19 protein-coding genes and 1 tRNA gene are annotated in these 17,638 nt (G+C 67.9%); 14 read left to right on the top strand and 6 right to left on the bottom strand.

The features are described 5' to 3' along the window. Positions 1-88: 88 nt before the first annotated feature. Positions 89-964 (bottom strand): class I SAM-dependent methyltransferase, encoded by an 876-nt coding sequence (locus WC493_RS16695; protein WP_373066700.1) that lies wholly within the window; start codon positions 962-964, stop codon positions 89-91. Between the two features lie 175 nt (positions 965-1,139). Here WC493_RS16695 and WC493_RS16690 point away from each other — a divergent pair, with 175 nt between their 5' ends. The 13 genes from WC493_RS16690 to WC493_RS16630 all read left to right on the top strand — a co-directional run bounded on the left by WC493_RS16690 (position 1,140) and on the right by WC493_RS16630 (position 14,555). After that, positions 1,140-1,634 (top strand): DapH/DapD/GlmU-related protein, encoded by a 495-nt coding sequence (locus WC493_RS16690; RefSeq protein WP_373066699.1) that lies wholly within the window; start codon positions 1,140-1,142, stop codon positions 1,632-1,634. Then, on the top strand, positions 1,631-2,476 hold the full coding sequence (locus tag WC493_RS16685) for an NAD-dependent epimerase/dehydratase family protein (protein ID WP_373066698.1): 846 nt from the start codon (positions 1,631-1,633) through the stop codon (positions 2,474-2,476). The genes WC493_RS16690 and WC493_RS16685 overlap by 4 nt, the downstream gene beginning before the upstream one ends. After that, a complete protein-coding gene (locus tag WC493_RS16680) occupies positions 2,457-3,227 on the top strand; it encodes a cephalosporin hydroxylase family protein (RefSeq protein WP_373066697.1) in 771 nt (256 codons plus the stop codon). Before WC493_RS16685 ends, WC493_RS16680 begins: the two co-directional genes overlap by 20 nt. Before the next feature lie 18 nt (positions 3,228-3,245). Continuing rightward, positions 3,246-4,022, top strand: a complete 777-nt coding sequence (rfbF, locus tag WC493_RS16675; protein WP_373066695.1) for a glucose-1-phosphate cytidylyltransferase — start codon at positions 3,246-3,248, stop codon at positions 4,020-4,022. Further along, a complete protein-coding gene (rfbG, locus tag WC493_RS16670; protein WP_373066694.1) occupies positions 4,022-5,101 on the top strand; it encodes a CDP-glucose 4,6-dehydratase in 1,080 nt (359 codons plus the stop codon). Before rfbF ends, rfbG begins: the two co-directional genes overlap by 1 nt. After that, positions 5,098-6,333 carry a methyltransferase domain-containing protein gene (locus WC493_RS16665; RefSeq protein WP_373066693.1) on the top strand — a complete coding sequence of 412 codons (1,236 nt, stop codon included), beginning with the start codon at positions 5,098-5,100 and terminating at the stop codon, positions 6,331-6,333. The genes rfbG and WC493_RS16665 overlap by 4 nt, the downstream gene beginning before the upstream one ends. Before the next feature lies 1 nt (position 6,334). Then, a complete protein-coding gene (locus WC493_RS16660) occupies positions 6,335-6,871 on the top strand; it encodes a dTDP-4-dehydrorhamnose 3,5-epimerase family protein (RefSeq protein WP_373066691.1) in 537 nt (178 codons plus the stop codon). A gap of 127 nt (positions 6,872-6,998) precedes the next feature. Beyond that, entirely contained in the window at positions 6,999-8,102 is a 1,104-nt protein-coding gene (locus WC493_RS16655) for a polyamine ABC transporter substrate-binding protein (RefSeq protein ID WP_373066690.1), read from the top strand. Positions 8,103-8,205: 103 nt separating this feature from the next. Next, positions 8,206-9,351 (top strand): ABC transporter ATP-binding protein, encoded by a 1,146-nt coding sequence (locus WC493_RS16650; protein WP_373066689.1) that lies wholly within the window; start codon positions 8,206-8,208, stop codon positions 9,349-9,351. Continuing rightward, complete coding sequence (locus WC493_RS16645; RefSeq protein WP_373066687.1) at positions 9,348-10,394, top strand: ABC transporter permease subunit; 1,047 nt, start codon at positions 9,348-9,350, stop codon at positions 10,392-10,394. Before WC493_RS16650 ends, WC493_RS16645 begins: the two co-directional genes overlap by 4 nt. After that, on the top strand, positions 10,391-11,215 hold the full coding sequence (locus WC493_RS16640; RefSeq protein ID WP_373066686.1) for an ABC transporter permease: 825 nt from the start codon (positions 10,391-10,393) through the stop codon (positions 11,213-11,215). The genes WC493_RS16645 and WC493_RS16640 overlap by 4 nt, the downstream gene beginning before the upstream one ends. A gap of 252 nt (positions 11,216-11,467) precedes the next feature. Then, positions 11,468-12,790, top strand: a complete 1,323-nt coding sequence (locus tag WC493_RS16635; RefSeq protein WP_373066685.1) for an FAD-dependent monooxygenase — start codon at positions 11,468-11,470, stop codon at positions 12,788-12,790. 202 nt (positions 12,791-12,992) lie between these two features. After that, complete coding sequence (locus WC493_RS16630; protein ID WP_373066684.1) at positions 12,993-14,555, top strand: RimK-like ATPgrasp N-terminal domain-containing protein; 1,563 nt, start codon at positions 12,993-12,995, stop codon at positions 14,553-14,555. Between the two features lie 6 nt (positions 14,556-14,561). Here WC493_RS16630 and WC493_RS16625 read toward each other — a convergent pair whose 3' ends face one another. The 5 genes from WC493_RS16625 to WC493_RS16605 form a co-directional block, all read right to left on the bottom strand. Beyond that, a complete protein-coding gene (locus WC493_RS16625) occupies positions 14,562-14,915 on the bottom strand; it encodes a gamma-butyrobetaine hydroxylase-like domain-containing protein (protein WP_373066682.1) in 354 nt (117 codons plus the stop codon). Then, positions 14,912-15,127, bottom strand: a complete 216-nt coding sequence (locus WC493_RS16620; RefSeq protein WP_373066681.1) for a Trm112 family protein — start codon at positions 15,125-15,127, stop codon at positions 14,912-14,914. The genes WC493_RS16625 and WC493_RS16620 overlap by 4 nt, the downstream gene beginning before the upstream one ends. Before the next feature lie 8 nt (positions 15,128-15,135). Continuing rightward, on the bottom strand, positions 15,136-15,792 hold the full coding sequence (locus WC493_RS16615; protein ID WP_373066680.1) for an LON peptidase substrate-binding domain-containing protein: 657 nt from the start codon (positions 15,790-15,792) through the stop codon (positions 15,136-15,138). Between the two features lie 18 nt (positions 15,793-15,810). Then, a complete protein-coding gene (locus WC493_RS16610) occupies positions 15,811-16,752 on the bottom strand; it encodes a tetratricopeptide repeat protein (RefSeq protein ID WP_373066678.1) in 942 nt (313 codons plus the stop codon). A 137-nt stretch (positions 16,753-16,889) separates the two neighbouring features. Continuing rightward, entirely contained in the window at positions 16,890-17,420 is a 531-nt protein-coding gene (locus WC493_RS16605; protein ID WP_373066677.1) for a prolyl-tRNA synthetase associated domain-containing protein, read from the bottom strand. 126 nt (positions 17,421-17,546) lie between these two features. Between WC493_RS16605 and WC493_RS16600 the strand changes: the two genes are divergently transcribed. Next, positions 17,547-17,621 (top strand) — tRNA-Gly (locus WC493_RS16600). Positions 17,622-17,638: the final 17 nt, after the last annotated feature.

Genomic DNA, 17,638 nt, shown 5'->3' with positions numbered 1-17,638 from the left:
CCTTTCGGCCAGGGCGCGAGCGAGCTTGATGAAGAAATTCTCCGCCCCGCCGGCACGGCCGATCATGAACTGAACGAGTTTCATCGCCTCACTGCTTCCTGAAATAGCCATCCGGCGCCTGGCGCCGGGTCAGGCCGCGGGCCAGCCAATGCAGCCGCCGCCCGGTCGAGGCGAAGCCCGAGGGCGGAATGCGGTACAGCCCGAAATCGGCCATCAGCCGGTCGAGCGAGGCGCGGGTGAAGCCGTTCACATGTTCGAGCGGCTGGATCGCGTCCTTGGCGGGCTGATAGGCGGGGCCGAGCACGCGGCCGAGGCGGCTGCCGTCCGGCACGAAGACCTTGAGCACGCCGCCCGGCTTCAGCAGGCGGGCGACCAGCGCCGTGACCTCGCGCAGGCAGGTGACATGCTCCAGCACCTGGTCGCTGTTGATATAGTCGAAGAAGCCGTCCGGCATCTGGTTCAGCTCGGCGATGCGCACCCCGCTCGCCGCCGCGAATTCGACCCGGCGGGGCGACAGTTCGGCGCCCCAGGCGGAATGGCCGAGGGCCTTGGCCGCGAACGTCCAATGGCCCCAGCCCATGCCGAAATCGAGCACTTCGATCGCGCGCGGCCGCTCGCCCGGGACGAGGTCGCGGATCACCTCGGCGTCGCGCAGCAGGCTGCGGAAATAGGCATAGCCCGAATCTTCGCGTTTGCGCAGGCTGCTCTCGGCCGAGATCGCCTCTTCGTAAAGATGGATCTCGCCCGCGCCGGTCAAGGTGTCGCGCTGGTAATAGAGGCCGCAGCCGTCGCAGCACAGCACGGAATAACGCCCGCGCGCCAGGCGGCCGACGTCCAGCCGGGACTGGTAATAGGTCTCCAGGAATTTCCGGGTGCGACCCGCATCGAAGGCTTCGTCGTAGAGGCATCGCCCGCCGCTGGCCGAACAGACCGGACACCGGTCCCGGCGGCTGAAGTCGAACATCGGTTCCCGTCCCCCGTCCGGGCGGCGCCCACCCGCGCAACCCGGAAACGGCGCGCAGCCTGTCACATCGCCGCGGGGTTGACAACGCCGCGACATCGCCGCCGCGGCCAAACGCCTCGACAGCTTTCGACAATTCGGCGTATGAGAGACCGAACAGGAAACCGCCTCTCCCGAAATGCTCGTCATCGCCAAGACCGCTCGTATCTCGCCGCTCGCCGACATCGAAGATTCGGTGCGCGGCTCGAAGATCGTCGTGGGTGAGGGGGTGATGATCGATTCCTTCGTCAAGGTGAAGCCGGCGGGCGGCAGCGGCGACGTGGTGTTCGGCGCTGGCTCCTATGTCAATTCGGGCTGCGTCTTCTATACCGGCCACGGCATCACCATCGGCGAGAAGGTGCTGATCGCGGCCAATTGCACCTTCGCGCCGACCAACCACGAATTCGCCGATCCCGACCGGCCGATCCGCGACCAGGGCTTCCAGCCCAGCCGGGGCGGCATCGTGATCGAGGACGACGTCTGGATCGGCGCCAATTGCGTGCTGCTGGACGGTGCCCGGATCGGCCGCGGCGCGGTCGTCGCGGCGGGCTCGGTCGTGCGCGGCGAGGTGCCGGCCTATGCCGTGGTCGCCGGTGTGCCGGCCACCCTGCGGCGCTGGCGGAAGGTGCCATGAGCCGGCTCACGGTCTTCGGCGCGGGCGGCTTCATCGGCGGCGCCATCGCCGCCGCCGGGCGTGCCCGCGGCCTCGACGTGCTGGCGGCCGGACGGGCGGAACTGCCGGCCGTGCTGGCGGACGGCGCCCCCCTCGGCCATGTCGTCGACTGCATCGGCCTGACCGCGGATTTCCGCCGCCGGCCCCATGACACGGCCGAAGCCCATGTCGCGGTGACCAGCCGGCTGCTCGCCCATGGGCGTTTCGACTCCTTCCTCTTCCTCTCCTCGACCCGGGTCTATGCGAGGGCGCGGGCGACGATGGAGGAGGGCGAACTGCCGGTGCTGCCGTCCGATCCGTCCGACCTCTACAACATCACCAAGCTGGCGGGCGAGGCGCTGTGCCTGGCGACCGACCATCCGGCGGTCAGGGTCGCCCGCGTCTCCAACGTCTATGGCCCCGGCATGGGGGCGGAAAATTTCCTCGGCGCGGTCGCGGCCGAAGGGCTGGCGACCGGCGCCGTCCGCTTCGGCCAGGGGCCGGACTCGGCCAAGGACTATGTCTCGCTCGCCGATGTCGCGCGGCTGGCGATCGCCATCGCCACGGAGGGCCGCCACCGGCTCTATAATGTCGCGGGCGGGCGCAACACACGCCATGCCGAGATCGCGGCGGCACTCACCGACGCCTTCGGCTGGCGTACCAGCTTCGCCCCGGACGGCCCCACGGTCGGCTTCGTGCCGATCGAGACGGCCCGTCTGGCGGCCGAATTCACGCCCCCCACGGGCGATCTTCTCACGGACCTGCCCGCCTTGATCCGGGCGCATCCCCAGGAGTTTCTGACAGATGCTGTTGATCGACGATAAGCGCGGCGTGGTCGTTGTCGAGGACGAGACCGGCGCCAAGCGCGAGCTGAAGTTCGACACGGCGGAAGCCTTCGAAGCCGTCTCCGCCGCCTGGCTGCGCATCGGCTGGGACGTCAAATACGTCTATGGCTTCTCCTGGCTGGGCCGGCCGGTGATCCAGCTTCCCGAGGACATGATCCGCATCCAGGAGATCATCTTCCAGGTGAAGCCCGACGTGGTGATCGAAACCGGCGTCGCCCACGGCGGCTCCCTCGTCTTCTACGCCAGCCTGTTCGAGGCCATGGGCAAGGGCCGCGTGGTCGGCATCGACATCGAGATCAGGAAGCACAACCGCGCCGCCATCGAGGCGCATCCGATGTTCGAACGGATCACCCTGATCGAGGGCAGCTCGACGGCGCCCGAGACGGTGGCCGCGGTGAAGGCGCAGGTGAAGCCGGGCGAGACCGTGCTGGTCATCCTCGACAGCAATCACCTGAAGGACCATGTCGAGGCGGAGCTGAAGCTCTATTCGCCGCTGGTCACGGCGAATTCCTATATCGTCGCCTGCGACGGCATCATGGCCCAGGTGGTGGGGGCGCCCCGCACCAGTCCGGACTGGACCTGGAACAACCCGATCTCGGCGGTCGATGATTTCTTGGCGACGACCAAGGATTTCGTGCTCGAGGAGCCGGCCTTCCCCTTCAACGAGGGGCTGGTGCGCAGCCGCGTCACCTATTGGCCGAAGTGCTACCTCAAGCGGGTCGCCGGCTGACGGCGAAAGGGGGCTGACGTGAAAGCGGTGATCCTGGCGGGCGGCCTCGGCACCCGCATCTCGGAAGAATCGCATCTTCGGCCGAAGCCGATGATCGAGATCGGCGGGCGGCCGATTCTCTGGCACATCATGAAGATCTATGCCCATCACGGCATCGACGAATTCGTGATCTGCTGCGGCTACCGCGGCTATATGATCAAGGAATATTTCGCCAATTACGTCCTGCACCATTCGGACGTGACCATCGACGCCGCCTCGGGCCGTATCACCTATCACCAGACCACGGCCGAGCCGTGGAAGGTCACCCTGGTCGACACCGGGGAAGAGACCATGACCGGCGGCCGCCTGAAGCGGGTGCGCGACTACCTGACCCCGGGCGAGAGCTTCTGCCTGACCTATGGCGACGGGGTTTCCGACATCGACGTCGCGGGCTCGATCGCCTTCCACAAGGCGCATGGCAAGCTCGCCACCATCGGCGCGGTGATCCCGCCCGGGCGCTACGGCGCGCTCCGCATGGAAGGCGACAGCGTGACCAGCTTCACGGAGAAGCCGCCGGGCGACAACGCCTTCATCAACGGCGGCTTCTTCGTCCTCCAGCCGGAAGTGGTCGACCGCATCGCGGGCGACGCCACCCCCTGGGAGGCGGCGCCGCTCGAAGGCCTGGCGCGGGACGGCGAATTGGTCGCCTTCCGCCATGCCGGCTTCTGGCACGCCATGGATACGCTGCGCGACAAGAATGTGCTCGAAGCGCTCTGGGCCAAGGGCAACGCGCCCTGGAAATTGTGGCGGGAGTGATGGCGGGCGTGGCATCGCGCGGCCCCGACGCCGGCTTCTGGGCCGGCCGGAAAGTGCTGCTGACCGGGCACACCGGCTTCAAGGGAAGCTGGGCGGCGCTTTGGCTCCACCGCATGGGGGCCCGTGTGACCGGCCTCGCCCTGGCGCCGGAGAGCCCGGCGCTCTTTGACCTCGCCCGGGTCGGCGACGTCGTCGAGTCCCATCTCGTCGACCTCCGCGACCAGGCCGCGGTCGAGGCGACGGTGCGGGCGGCGGCGCCGGAGATCGTCCTCCACATGGCGGCCCAGCCGATCGTGCGCCGCTCGCTGGCCGATCCGGTCGAGACTTTCGCCACCAATGTGCTCGGCACCGTGCATCTGCTCGACACGCTGCGCCGGGTCGAGGGGCTGCGGGCCGTCCTGGTGATCACCTCGGACAAGGTCTATGCCAATGCCGAGGCGGGCCATGCCTTTGCCGAGAGCGATCCGCTCGGCGGCAAGGATCCCTATTCGGCCTCCAAGGCGGCCTGCGAGATCGCCACGTCGTCGATGGCGCGCAGCTTCCTCGGCCCCGCCGGGGTCCGGGTGGCGACCGCGCGGGGCGGCAATGTCGTGGGCGGCGGCGATTTCGCGGCCGACCGCCTGGTGCCCGACGCCGTGCGCGCCCTGGTCGCCGGCCGGCCGCTCGTCCTGCGCCATCCCGAGGCGACCCGGCCCTGGCAGCATGTGCTCGACTGTATCGCCGGCTATCTCGTCTTCGCCGAGGACCTGGTGGCCGGGCGCGAAGTGCCGCCGTCGCTCAATTTCGGGCCGCTGCCCGGGGCCGACGTCACCGTCGGCCGCCTCGCCGAGGCGGTGCTGGCGGCGCTCGGCGACACCAAGGGTTATGTCCACGAGCCGGTGCCCGGCTCGGTCGAGATGAAGACCCTGGCCATCGATTCCCGCCTGGCGCGCCGCCTGCTCGCCTGGCGCGACCGCATCACCGGCGACCTGCTCACCGATTTCACGGCGGAATGGTATCGTGCCTGGATCGCCGGCCAGGATATGCACGACACGACCCTCGCCCAGATCCGCCGTTTCGAGGCTCTCGCATCATCATGACCGCCGTGCCCGCCTGCCGCTTCTGCGGCGCCCCGCTGACCCGGACCTTTGTCGACCTGGGCAAGACGCCGCTGGCCAATTCCTATGTCACCGCCGAAGACGTCGCGGCGGGACGCGACAAGTCCTATCCGCTGCACGCCCGGGTGTGCGATTCCTGCCTTCTCGTGCAGGTCGACGAAGTGGTGCCGGCCGAGGACATCTTCTCGGACTATGCCTATTTCTCGTCCTATTCGCCCGGCTGGATCGAACATGCGAAGCGTTATGCCGAGGCGATGATCGCGCGCTTCGGCCTCGGCCCGCAGTCGCTCGTGGTCGAGGTCGCTTCGAACGACGGCTATCTGCTGCGCCATTTCGTCGAGCGCGGCATCCCGGTGCTCGGGGTCGAGCCGGCCGCCAATGTGGCCGAGGTGGCGCGCGCCGCCGGCGTTCCGACCGAGGTGGTGTTCTTCCACCGGGACTCGGGCCGCGACCTCGCCGCCCGCGGCTTCAAGGCCGACCTGATGGCGGCCAACAATGTCTTCGCCCATGTCCCGGACATCAAGGGCTTCGCCGCCGGTTTCGCCGAAGTGCTGAAGCCCGAAGGCGTGGTGACCTTCGAGTTCCCGCATCTGCTCAATCTGATCGAGCAGGTGCAGTTCGACACGATCTACCACGAGCATTATTCCTATCTCTCGCTGGTGGTGGTGGAGCGGGTGCTGGGCTCGGTCGGGCTTCGCGTCTTCGACGTCGAGGAATTGCCGACCCACGGCGGCTCGCTCCGCGTCTTCGCCTGCCATGCCGGTGCCGGCCGGGCGCAGGAGGCGGGCGTCGCCCATGTCCGCGCCCGGGAGGCGGCGGCGGGGCTCGACCGGCCGGAAGGCTACGACGGTTTCGCGCCCAAGGTGGCCGCGGTGAAGGCGGGCTTCCTCGCCTATCTGCGCGAGGCCAAGGCGGCGGGCAAGCGGATCGCCGCTTATGGTGCGGCGGCCAAGGGCAACACCTTCCTCAATTACTGCGGCGTCACCGCGGACGACATCCTGATGGTGGCCGACCGCAGCCCGGCCAAGCAGGGCCGCCTGCTGCCCGGCAGTCACATCCCGATCGTCTCGCCCGAGGCGCTGATCGCGGCGGCGCCGGACGAAGTGGTGATCCTGCCCTGGAACCTGGCGGCGGAAATCGCCGGCTCGCTCGCCCCGCTCAAGGCGCGCGGCTGCCGCTTCCGGGTCGCCGTGCCGGTCTTGCGCGAGGTCTAGGATGCGCTTCCTGGCCACGCCGATCGCCGGGATGGTCGTGGTCGAGGCCGAGCCCCACGGCGATGCGCGTGGCCTCTTCGCCCGTCTCTATTGCCCGGCGGAATTCAGGGCCGCCGGGCTCGGCGCCTTCACGCCGACCCAGGTCAATCTCTCGCGCAATGGGGCGCGCCATACGCTGCGCGGGATGCACTACCAGGATCCGCCGCGGGCCGAGGCCAAGCTGATCCGGGCGGTGCGCGGCGCCGCCTTCGACGTCGCCGTCGACCTTCGGCCGGACAGCCCGACCTATCGGCGCTGGCACGGGGTCGAGCTGGACGAGCATTCGATGCGGGCGGTCTTCCTGCCCGAGGGCTGCGCCCACGGCTTCCTGACCCTGACGCCGGATTGCGACCTCCTCTATCACATGGGACGCGATTTCGAGCCCGGTTTTGGCCGCGGCATTCGCTTCGACGACCCGGCGATCGGTATCGACTGGCCGGCACCGCCAGCGGTCATCGACCCCCGCGACGCCGCCTGGCCGCTGCTCGAACCCGCGTAATCGCCGCGAATCAAGCCGCGTTTCTGTTGACCGGCTCCGCCGGCCACGGTTCTAATCCCTTGGGTCGCGATGCGGCGCGGGGGCGCCGGGACATTCCTGAAGCGGATCCCGAAAGCGGAGGTCGATGATGCGTCTCTCGTTCAAGTCCTGCCTTCTGTCGGCCCTGATGGCCACGGCGGCTCTGGCCGGCGTCGCCAAGGCCGAAGAAGACAAGGTCGTCAACGTCTATAACTGGGAAGAATATATCGACGACACGACCCTGGCCGACTTCGAGAAGGAGACCGGAATCAAGGTCGTCTACTCGACATTCGATTCGAACGACACGCTGGAAGCCAAGATCCTGGCCGGCAAGTCGGGCTACGACGTGGTCTTCCCCTCGGGCGCCTTCCTGGAACGCCAGATCAAGGCCGGCGCCTATCAGAAGCTGGACAAGGCCAAGCTCACCAACATCGGCAACATGGACCCGGACATCATGGGCAAGGTCGCCCAGTTCGACCCGGGTAACGAACACGCCGTCGACTACATGTGGGGCATCACCGGCATCGGCTACAACGCGGCCAAGATCAAGGAGATCATGCCGGATGCTCCGATCGACAGCTGGTCGATCATTTTCGATCCCAAGATCGCGGCCAAGTTCAAGAAATGCGGCATCGCCATCCTGAACGCCCCGGACGAAGTGATCCCGGCGGTGCTCAAGTATCTGGGCGAGGATCCGAATTCCAAGGATCCGGCGGTGATCAAGAAGGCCCTGCCGGTGCTCGAGAAGATCCGGCCCTTCATCACCCGCTTCGAAGGTTCGTCGATGATCGACAAGCTGGCGACCGGCGACATCTGCCTGGCCATCGCGTGGAACGGTGACATGTTCCAGGCCAAGGCCGCCGCAGATGCGGCCAAGAACGGCGTCGACGTGAAATTCTCGATTCCGAAGGAAGGCGCCCAGCTCTGGTTCGACTCGATGGCCATCCTGGCCGACGCGCCGCACCCCGACAACGCCCATGCCTTCATCAACTTCATGATGCGGCCGGACATCATCGCCCGGAACTCGGCCTCCACCCAGTATGCCAACGGCAATGCCGCGGCGAAGGCGGTGATGGACCCGGCGGTGACCTCGAACCCTGGCATCTACCCGATGCCCGAGACGATGAAGACCCTCTACCTCATCACCGCCTATTCCCAGAAGGAACAGCGGGTGCTGAACAAGATCTGGGAAACCATCAAACTGGCTGAATAAGCAACGAGAGCGACCGGCGCCAGACCAACTGGCGCCGGTCTTCGGTTTCGGGCAGGGGCTTCGCGGGCAGGCGGCGGGGCCGGCTTCTGGAGGGGTTACCGGTATGAGTGTTGCGAGCGCCGCGCGGGTGCCGTTCGAGCCGTGGAACGATCCACAGGCCAAGCCCTATATCCGCATCATCAACGTCACCAAGACTTTCGGTGACTTCGTCGCGGTCGACAACATCAGCCTCGACATCTACCAGCGGGAATTCTTCTCGCTGCTCGGCCCGTCAGGCTGCGGCAAGACCACGCTCCTGCGCATGCTGGCGGGCTTCGAGAACCCGACCGCGGGCAAGATCGAACTCGACGGCGTCGACATGTCCTCCGTGCCGCCCTACGAGCGGCCGGTCAACATGATGTTCCAGTCCTATGCCCTGTTCCCGCATATGAACGTCGAGGAGAACATCGCCTTCGGGCTGCGCCAGGACGGCGTGCCCAAGGCCGAGCGGAACGCTCGGGTCGAGGAGATGCTGAACCTCGTCCAGCTCACCCAGTTCGCCAAGCGCAAGCCCCATCAGCTCTCCGGCGGTCAGCGCCAGCGCGTGGCACTGGCCCGCAGCCTGGTGAAGAAGCCCAAGATGCTGCTCCTCGACGAGCCGCTCGGCGCGCTCGACAAGAAGCTCCGCGAGCAGACCCAGTTCGAGTTGATGAACATCCAGGAACAGGTCGGCATCACCTTCGTGATCGTCACCCACGACCAGGAAGAGGCGATGACCGTCTCGTCCCGGATCGCGGTGATGAACCATGGGCGGATCGCCCAGGTGGCGACCCCGACCGAGATCTACGAATATCCGAACAGCCGTTACGTCGCCGAATTCATCGGCGACGTGAACGTTTTCGAAGGCCGTCTGGCCGACGCCAAGCCGGATCATGTGATCATCCATTCGGCGGAAGCCGAGGCCGACATCTTCGTCGACCGTGGCACCTCGGCGGCGCCGGGCGCCACCGTCTGGGTCGCGGTCCGGCCGGAAAAACTCGACGTCTCGCTCGAGCCGCCGCCGCAGCCCGACTACAACTGCATCCGCGGCACGGTCTGGGACATCGGCTATCTCGGCAATCTCACGATCTATCACGTGCGCCTCGCCAACGGTAAGAAGGTGACCGCCTCGGTCGCAAACCGGATGCGCCTGCGCGACCGGCCGATCACCTGGAACGACGAGGTCTATCTCTCCTGGGCGCCGGACAGCGCCGTGGTGCTGGTGTCATGAGCAGCGTGAACGGCACCCCGGACGACCGGCCGCCCTCTGCCTATCTGGCGGGCGAGGTCCATTCCCATCTCGAACTGCTGCACCGCCGCCTGCTGAGCTTCCCGCCCTATCGCTTCCTGCTCTGGGCGGTGACGAAGGCCGGGATCACCGGCCGCGGCTTGGTGATCGCCTTTCCCTTCACCTTCCTGCTGCTGTTCTTCCTGATCCCTTTCCTGATCGTCCTCAAGATCAGCTTTGCCGATACGGTGCTGGCGATCCCGCCCTATCAGGACCTGATCGAAGTGGTCGACGACGGCATCGACTATTTCGTCAACATCAAGCTCAACCTGAACAACTACTGGACGATCTTCACCGAGGACACCTATGCCCTCGCCTATCTGAACTCGGCCAAGATCGCGGCGATCTCCACCCTGGTCTGCCTGCTCATCGGCTTTCCCATGGCCTATGCCATGGCGCGCGCCGACGAGGGCCTGCGCCCGACCCTGCTGATGCTGGTGATCCTGCCGTTCTGGACCTCGTTCCTGATCCGCGTCTATGCCTGGATCGTGATCCTGCGGCCGGATTCGGGCCTGTTGAACACCTTCCTCACCATGATCGGCGTGCTCGGCCCGGACGAATCCGTGCACATCATGAATACCGAATGGGCGATGTATATCGGCATCGTCTATTCCTACCTGCCCTTCATGGTGCTGCCGCTCTACGCCAACCTCGAGCGGATGGACATGAGCCTGCTCGAAGCCGCGGCCGACCTCGGCTGCCGGCCGACCAAGGCGTTCTGGGTGATCACCGTGCCGCTCGCCATTCCCGGCATCATCGCCGGCTGCTTCCTCGTCTTCATTCCGGCGGTCGGCGAATATGTCATTCCCGAACTGCTGGCGGGCGACAATGTCCGGGTGATCGGGCGCAAGCTGTTCACCGACTTCTTCTCCGAACGGAATTGGCCGCTCGCCTCCGCCGTCTCGGTGATCCTGCTCCTGATCCTGGTCATCCCGATCATGTTGTTCCAGCGCCAACAGGCCAGATTGCAGGAGGCCGGGCGATGAAGAAGGGGCTCACCACCGTCAATCTGGCGGCACTCACCTTCGGCTTCGCCTTCCTCTATATGCCGATCGCCATCCTGGTCTTCTTCTCCTTCAACGAGAGCCGGCTGGTGAACGTCTGGGGTGGCTTTTCGCTGAAATGGTATGTCGAGCTGTTCAACGACGAGGACCTGCTGACCGCAGCATGGATCTCTCTCGTGCTCGCGGTCTGCACCTCGACCCTCTCGGTCGTCTTCGGCACCGTGGCCGGCTTCGTGATGGCGCGCTTCACCTCGTTCCGGGGCCGCGTGCTGTTCTCCGGCATGATCTATGCGCCGCTGGTGATGCCCGAGGTGATCACCGGCCTGTCGCTGCTCCTGCTCTTCGTCGCGATCGACTGGGGGCGGGGACTCGGCACCATGATCATCGGCCATACCTCCTTCTGCACCTCCTATGTCGCCGTCGTGGTGCAGTCGCGCCTGGTCAGCTTCGATCGCTCGATCGAGGAGGCGGCCCAGGACTTGGGGGCGACGCCGCTGAAGACCTTCTTCGTCATCACCCTGCCGGTGATAGCGCCTGCGCTGGTCTCCGGCTGGCTGCTCTCCTTCACCCTGAGCCTCGACAATGTGGTGACCACGTCCTTCACCAACGGGCCGGGCTGGGACACGCTGCCGCTGAAGATTTTCTCGGCCGTGAAGCTCGGCGTGAAGCCGGAGATCAACGCCCTCTCCACCATCATGATCGGTATCGTGGCGATCGGCGTGGTGGCCGCGTCGATCCTGCAGAAGCGGGCCATGGTGGAGCGTCAGCGGGCCGAACGAATGGCCGCCGCATCCGACGAGTAAGGGGGGACGGCGGCTTTCGTTAACGGCGGTAACCTGCATCGCTGGCGTGCACCTATTGCATGAAAGCGAACGTTGAAACCGACGCAGATTGTCGCCATCTTCGGTGTAACAGACCGGCGCCCAGGCTCCCCCCCAATTTGGCTTGGCCCGGTTCGTGGCGGTGTCATCCCCCCTCGATGCCGTCCGCGTTTCAGACGCGACTGCGCCCGGTCGACCCCCCCTCGACCGGGCGCTTTGTTTCTGGCGCACAGAATGCCGCGGCAACGGACGGTGCGCAGTGACGACGATCACCGGCTGGACAAGCCGCCCGCCGCGCGCCATACCTCGGCCATGACTGCCGCCACCCGATCCGATCTCGTCGCCGACATCCTGGTGGTGGGGGGCGGCATGGGCGGCCTCGCCACCGCGATCGCCCTCGCCCGGGGCGGTTTCTCGGTTCTTCTGGCGGACGAGCAGGCGCCGGCCACGACCACCGATCCCGGCTTCGACGGCCGTGTCTCGGCCATCGCCCATGCCTCCTGCCAGTTGCTGCGCGCGATCGGCGCCTATGAGGCGCTGGCGCCCTACGGCCAGCCGATCCTGGACATCAGGGTGACCGACGGCCGCCCGGGCGAGAAGCCTTCGCCCCTGTTCCTGCATTTCGACCATCAGGCGATCGGCGACGAGCCCTTCGGCATGATCCTGGAGAACCGCCATATCCGCCTCGGCCTGATGGCGGTGATCGCCGGCATTCCGTCGATCCGCGTGCTGGCGCCCGTGCGCGTGGTCGGGACCGAGCGCGGTACCGCCGGGGCCATCGCCCACCTGGCCGACGGCCGCAAGATCCGCGCCCGCCTGATCGTCGCCTGCGACGGCCGCGCCTCGCCGCTTCGCGAAGAGGCGGGCATCCGCAAGGTCGCCTGGGATTACAGCCAGGACGGCATCGTGACCACGGTCGAGCACGAGTTGCCGCATCAGGGCGTGGCCTGCGAGCATTTCCTGCCCTCAGGTCCCTTCGCCATCCTGCCCATGACCGGCAACCGCTGTTCCCTGGTCTGGACCGAGCGGCGCGAGCTGACGCCCGCCCTGATGGCGATGGCGCGCGACGCCTTCGACGTCGAGATGCGGCGGCGCCTGGGCGACGGGCTGGGGGCGGCCCGTTCGGTCGGCCCGCGCTTCGCCTATCCCCTGGCCTTCCACATGGCGACCCGCTTCGTCGACCGGCGCCTGGCCCTGGTCGGCGATGCCGCCCACGGCCTGCATCCGATCGCCGGCCAGGGCCTGAACCTGGGGCTGCGCGATACCGCGGCCCTGGCCGAAGTGCTGGCCGATGGCGCCCGCCTCGGCCTCGATCCCGGGGATGACACGCTGCTCGATCGCTACGAGCGCTGGCGGCGGGTCGATTCGGTGGTCATGGGGTCGGTCATGGACGGGCTCAACCGGCTGTTCTCCAACGATGCCATGCCGCTCCGCCTGGCCCGCGATCTCGGCCTCGCCGCGGTCGAACGCCTGCCGGGCCTGAAGAAATTCTTCATGCACCACGCCCGCGGCACGGTCGGCAAACTGCCCCGCCTGCTCGAGGGCAAGCCGCTCTGAGCCTGAAGGGGGCGGCGCGGGCCGCCTCCGCCCGGCGAAGAGGTCCGCAGCGGTTCACAGCGCCCCTTTAGGATCGAGCGACGGATCATCGCGCGGTTCCTTCAAGGGAGACCGCCATGAGCGTAGCACTCGCCTTCGCCGCCCTCCTGCTCGCCGCCGCCCGTTCGGCCGGGCGTGCACCCGCCCCGCGCCGGGTGCGGCGATGAGCCTGTCCCTCCGCCTGCCGGCGGCGACCGTGCCGGATCTGATCGTGGTCGACCGGATCACCGATTTTCCCTGGGTCCTGGCCGGATTCCGCGTCGTCACGGCGGCGAATTATATCGCTTCCGTGTCGGCCGCCGGGCGACCGCGCCGGGTGGTGAACCTGTGCCGGCGCTTCGACTACCTCGGCCCCGGCTATTATTGCTCGCTGCTGGCCGAGGGGCGGGGCGACCGCGTGCTGCCCCGGGTCGACACGATCGCCGCCGTTTCGAAGCCCGCCGGCCGGGCGGGTCTGGTGGCGCCGCTCGACCGGGTGCTGGCAGCAATGGGCGACCTGCCGGGGATCGCCGATGGCCATGTCCTGCACTGCTGGTTCGGGCGCTGCGGCGAGGCTGCCCTGGCCGATCTCGCGGCGCGGGCCTTCGCATTGGTCCCGCTGCCGCTGCTCGACCTCGTGCTGGCGCGGACCGTGGACGGGCAGGGTTGGCGTATCGCAGCGATGAGGGCGGGCGACCTGCGCCGGCTGGACGGCGTCCCCGCGTCTTCCTTCGCCGACGCCCTGTCCGAAGCGCTGCGCCGGGAGGGCCGGGCGAGCCGGCGTCCGCCCTCCCGGATGCCGCGGCTGGCCGTGCTGCACGATCCGGACGACCCGCTGCCGCCGTCGCGGCCCGAGACGATCGCCCATCTCGCCCGCATCGGCGAGAGCATGGGGATCGCGGTCGAGCCGATCCGCCGGCGCGACTTCGGGCGCCTGGCAGAATTCGACGCCCTCTTCATCCGCGAGACCACGGCGGTCACCCACCATACCTTTGCCTTCGCCCGGCGGGCGGCCGACCTGGGCTTGCCGGTGATCGACGATCCGGCCTCGATCCTGCGCTGTACCAACAAGGCCTTCCTGGCCGAGCTTCTGGCCCGGGGCGGCGTCGCCACTCCCGCCACCACTCTGGTGACCCGCCGCGACCTCGACGCGGTGGCGGCCCGGATCGCCTTTCCCACCGTCCTGAAGCAGCCGGACGGCGCCTTCAGCCGAGGGGTCCGCAAAGTCGCGGAGCGCGGCGCCTTCCAGGCCACGGCGGCCGCCCTGCTCCGGGAATCCGCGGTGGTGCTGGCGCAGGAATTCCTGCCCACTGCCTTCGACTGGCGGGTCGGCGTGCTGGGCGGGCAGGTTCTCTTCGCCGCGCGCTATTGGATGGTCCCCGGCCATTGGCAGATTCTGCGGCACGGCGCCGACGGCGGCCGCGACGAGGGCAAGACCGAAGCGGTGGCGATCGGCGAGGTACCGCCCGCCGTGCTCGACACTGCCTGCCGCGCCGCCGCCCTGGTGGGTGATGGCTTCTACGGCGTCGACCTCAAGGAAACCGCGCGGGGCGTCGTGGTGATCGAGGTGAACGACAACCCGAACCTGGATCGGGGCTTCGAGGATGCGGCCCAGGGCGACGAAGTCTATCGCCGCCTGCTGAGCCATTTCCGCGCGGCGATCGAAACCGCGCGCAGCCTTCCGGCACTGCCGCCTGCCGTGGTCTCGCTGGCCGGGCGGCGGCGGGGCGGGCCATCGCCCCGCTGATCTCGTTCAGCGTTTCAGCCCGCGGCTGTCCAACGCCTGGAGATAGGTGGCGAAGATCTCCGCCTGGTTTTCGGCGAAATGGCGCAGCGTGGCCCAGGTGTAGAGGCCGCTGTCGTGGCCGTCGTCGAAGATCAGGCGGACGGCGTAATTGCCGATCGGCTCGGCGCCGACGATGGTGACGCTGCGTTTTCCGGCGACGATCTGCTTCGTCTCGGCGCCGTGGCCCTGGACTTCGGCCGAGGGGCTCTCGACCCGCAGCAGCTCGGCCGGCAGCATGTCGCGGCGGCCGTCGTCCCACTCGATCTCCAGGCAGCGGTCGGCCGTGCGGATGCGGATCTCGGCGGGCCAGGGGGCGGTCACGCCGGGCTGCCTTCCTCGTCCAGCTTGCGCGCCTCCTCGATCAGCATGATCGGCACACCGTCGCGGATCGGATAGGCGAGGCGGGCCGCCTCGGAGACCAGTTCGCCCCGCTCGCGGTCGTAGCGGAGCGGCTGGCGCGAGGCCGGGCAGACCAGGATTTCCAGGAGTTTGGGGTCGACGCTGCCATGGCTGGCAGCAGAAGTGTCGCTCATCGAAGGACCTATTGGACGCGGTTGTCGGTTGCGCCGAGTCTGGCGGCGATCGCCATTTCCAGCAAGGCGATCATCATCTCGGCCCGTTCAGCGACGCCGGCGGCCTCGAGCAGGGCCTGTTTCTCGGCCGGCGTGAAGGGGCAGATCATGGCGAGCGCATTGATCAGGGCTTCGCCCGGGGCCTGGTCGATCGCCTGCCAGTCGGCCGAGAGCCCGTGGATCTCGAGATAGGAGCGGAGCGCCGGGGCCAGGCGCTCGCGGTTGACCGTGCCGGCATTGGCATCGGGCACCAGGTCGCCCAGATAGGCGCCGTAATCCGCCACCACCTTGCGGTAGGGCGTGACGCGGGCCAGTTCCTCGGCGATGCGGAAACGGCAGACCCCGGTCAGGGTGATCAGGAAGCGGCCGTCGTCCGTCTCGGTGAAGGCGGTGACCTTGCCGAGGCAGCCGATCCGGAACACCCGCGGCTCGGCCGAAGGGTCGCCCGGGTTTTCCGGCTGCACCATGCCGATCATGCGCTCGCCCGCCAGGGCGTCGCGCAGCATGGCGAGATAGCGCGGCTCGAAAATATTGAGCGGCAGCTTGCCCCGCGGCAGCAGCAGCACGCCCGCCAGCGGGAAGATCGGCACGATGGCCGGCAGTTCGCCGGCCTCGATCTGTCCCACGCGGGCACTCATCGGCCGTCAGGCGAACAGGATCGACGACAGGCGCCGCCGGCCCTCGACCGCCAGGGGATCGTCGAAGCCCCAGACCTCGAACAGCTTCACGAGCTGCTTCCGGGCCGCCTCGTCGTTCCACTTGCGGTCGCGCTTCACGATTTCGAGCAGGTGGTCGAGCGCTTCCTGGTTCCGGCCGGCGGCATGGAGGCCGACCGCGAGGTCGAGGCGGGCCTGGTGATTGGCGGGATCGGCCGCGACCGCCTCGGCCAGGGGGGCCAGGTCGCCGATGGCGCCCGCTTCCTTGGCCAGGGCGAGGGCGGAACGGGCGCTCACCACGTCGGCGTCACCTTCCTTGTCCTCGGGTACGGCGGCGAGGAATTCCTCGGCCTCGTCCAGCGCACCGCGGGCGAGCGCCACCTTGGCGAGGCCGGCGAGCGCCGCGGGATGCTGCGCCTCGGCCTGCAGCACTTCGGCGAAGGCGCCTTCGGCCTCGTCGTGGCGGCCTTCAGCCAGTGCCGCGCGGCCGAATTCCAGCGCTTCCTCGACCGGGGAAGCGCCGCCGCCGGACATTTTCACCAGGCGATCGACGAAGGCCTTCACCTGGGATTCGGGCAGGGCGCCCTGGAAGCCGTCGACCGGCTGGCCCTGGAAGAAGGCATAGACCGCGGGGATCGACTGCACGCGCATCTGCTGCGCGATCTCGGGGTTCTGGTCGACGTCGATCTTGACCAGGCGGACGGCGCCGCGCGCCGCCAGCACGGTCTTTTCGAGCGCCGGGCCGAGCTGGCGGCAGGGGCCGCACCAGGTCGCCCAGAAATCGACGATGACCGGCACCTGCCGGGACATCTCCAGGACGTCCTGGCGGAAGGTCTGGAGCGAGCCGTCCTTGATCAGGTCTGCGGGCGCGGGGCCGGCGCCGCCCTGCTGCTGTCCACCACCCGGAGCCTGGCCGATGAGGGTTTCCATGAAATCGTTCCGTCCGTTATCGCGACGTGTTTTCCGACACATCTTTAGGCGGCCTGCGCCCCGAAGGCACGCGGTTTCGCAATCGTCCTCAAGATGGGGTGGCGCCGGCCCGCTACAAGCCCACCCCGGATCCGCCTTCAGGCCCCGCCGCCCGCCTTGGCAGCCGCCCGCGCCGCGGTCACCGCCGCGATGTCGACCAGGACGGGCGGATGGCCCACGGCTGCCAGGAAGCGCTCGAAATCGCCGCGCGCGATCGCCGTCGTGCGGTCGTTCCGCAGCGGGTGGAAATAGAGCGTGTCGAACGCCATCAACCCCGCATCGAGGACGAGGCGGACATCCTTGGCCGATTCGTTCGCCAGGGTGAAAGGCGTGACCGAGCCGGGCGTCACACCCAGAATCGCTTCCATCGCTTCCGCACTGCCGAAGGAGAGGCGCGGTGCCCCCAGATGCTTTTCGAGCGCGGTCAGATCGACCCGGACGGTCTCTTCCGCGACGACCAGCCAGAAGCCGCCCTTACGGTCCTTGAGGAACAGGTTCTTGGCATGCCCGCCGGCCAGAGCGCCGCGGAACGCCTGGGCTTCCTCGACGGTATGGGCGGCCTCGTGGGCATGGGTGACATGGGCGATCCCCAGCCTGTCGAAAAGGGCGAAGAGGTCTTGATCGGTCATCGGCATGATCGTTTCTTGTAGCCCCGCGGGGGCCGAATGGGCAGCCGAAAAAACAGGCTTGCAATCGTCGAATCCCTGCGTATATTCCCGGCTCTCGACGCGGCGCACCGCGTCGCAGACGCCAGAGCGGGCGTAGCTCAGGGGTAGAGCACAACCTTGCCAAGGTTGGGGTCGAGGGTTCGAATCCCTTCGCCCGCTCCAGTGTTTCCAAGGGTTTT

It is taken from the genome of Zavarzinia sp., from assembly GCF_041650655.1.
GTDB lineage: Bacteria > Pseudomonadota > Alphaproteobacteria > Zavarziniales > Zavarziniaceae > Zavarzinia.
Note: the sequence above shows the minus strand (reverse complement) of the source record. Positions and strands in the feature narration are given on the sequence as shown.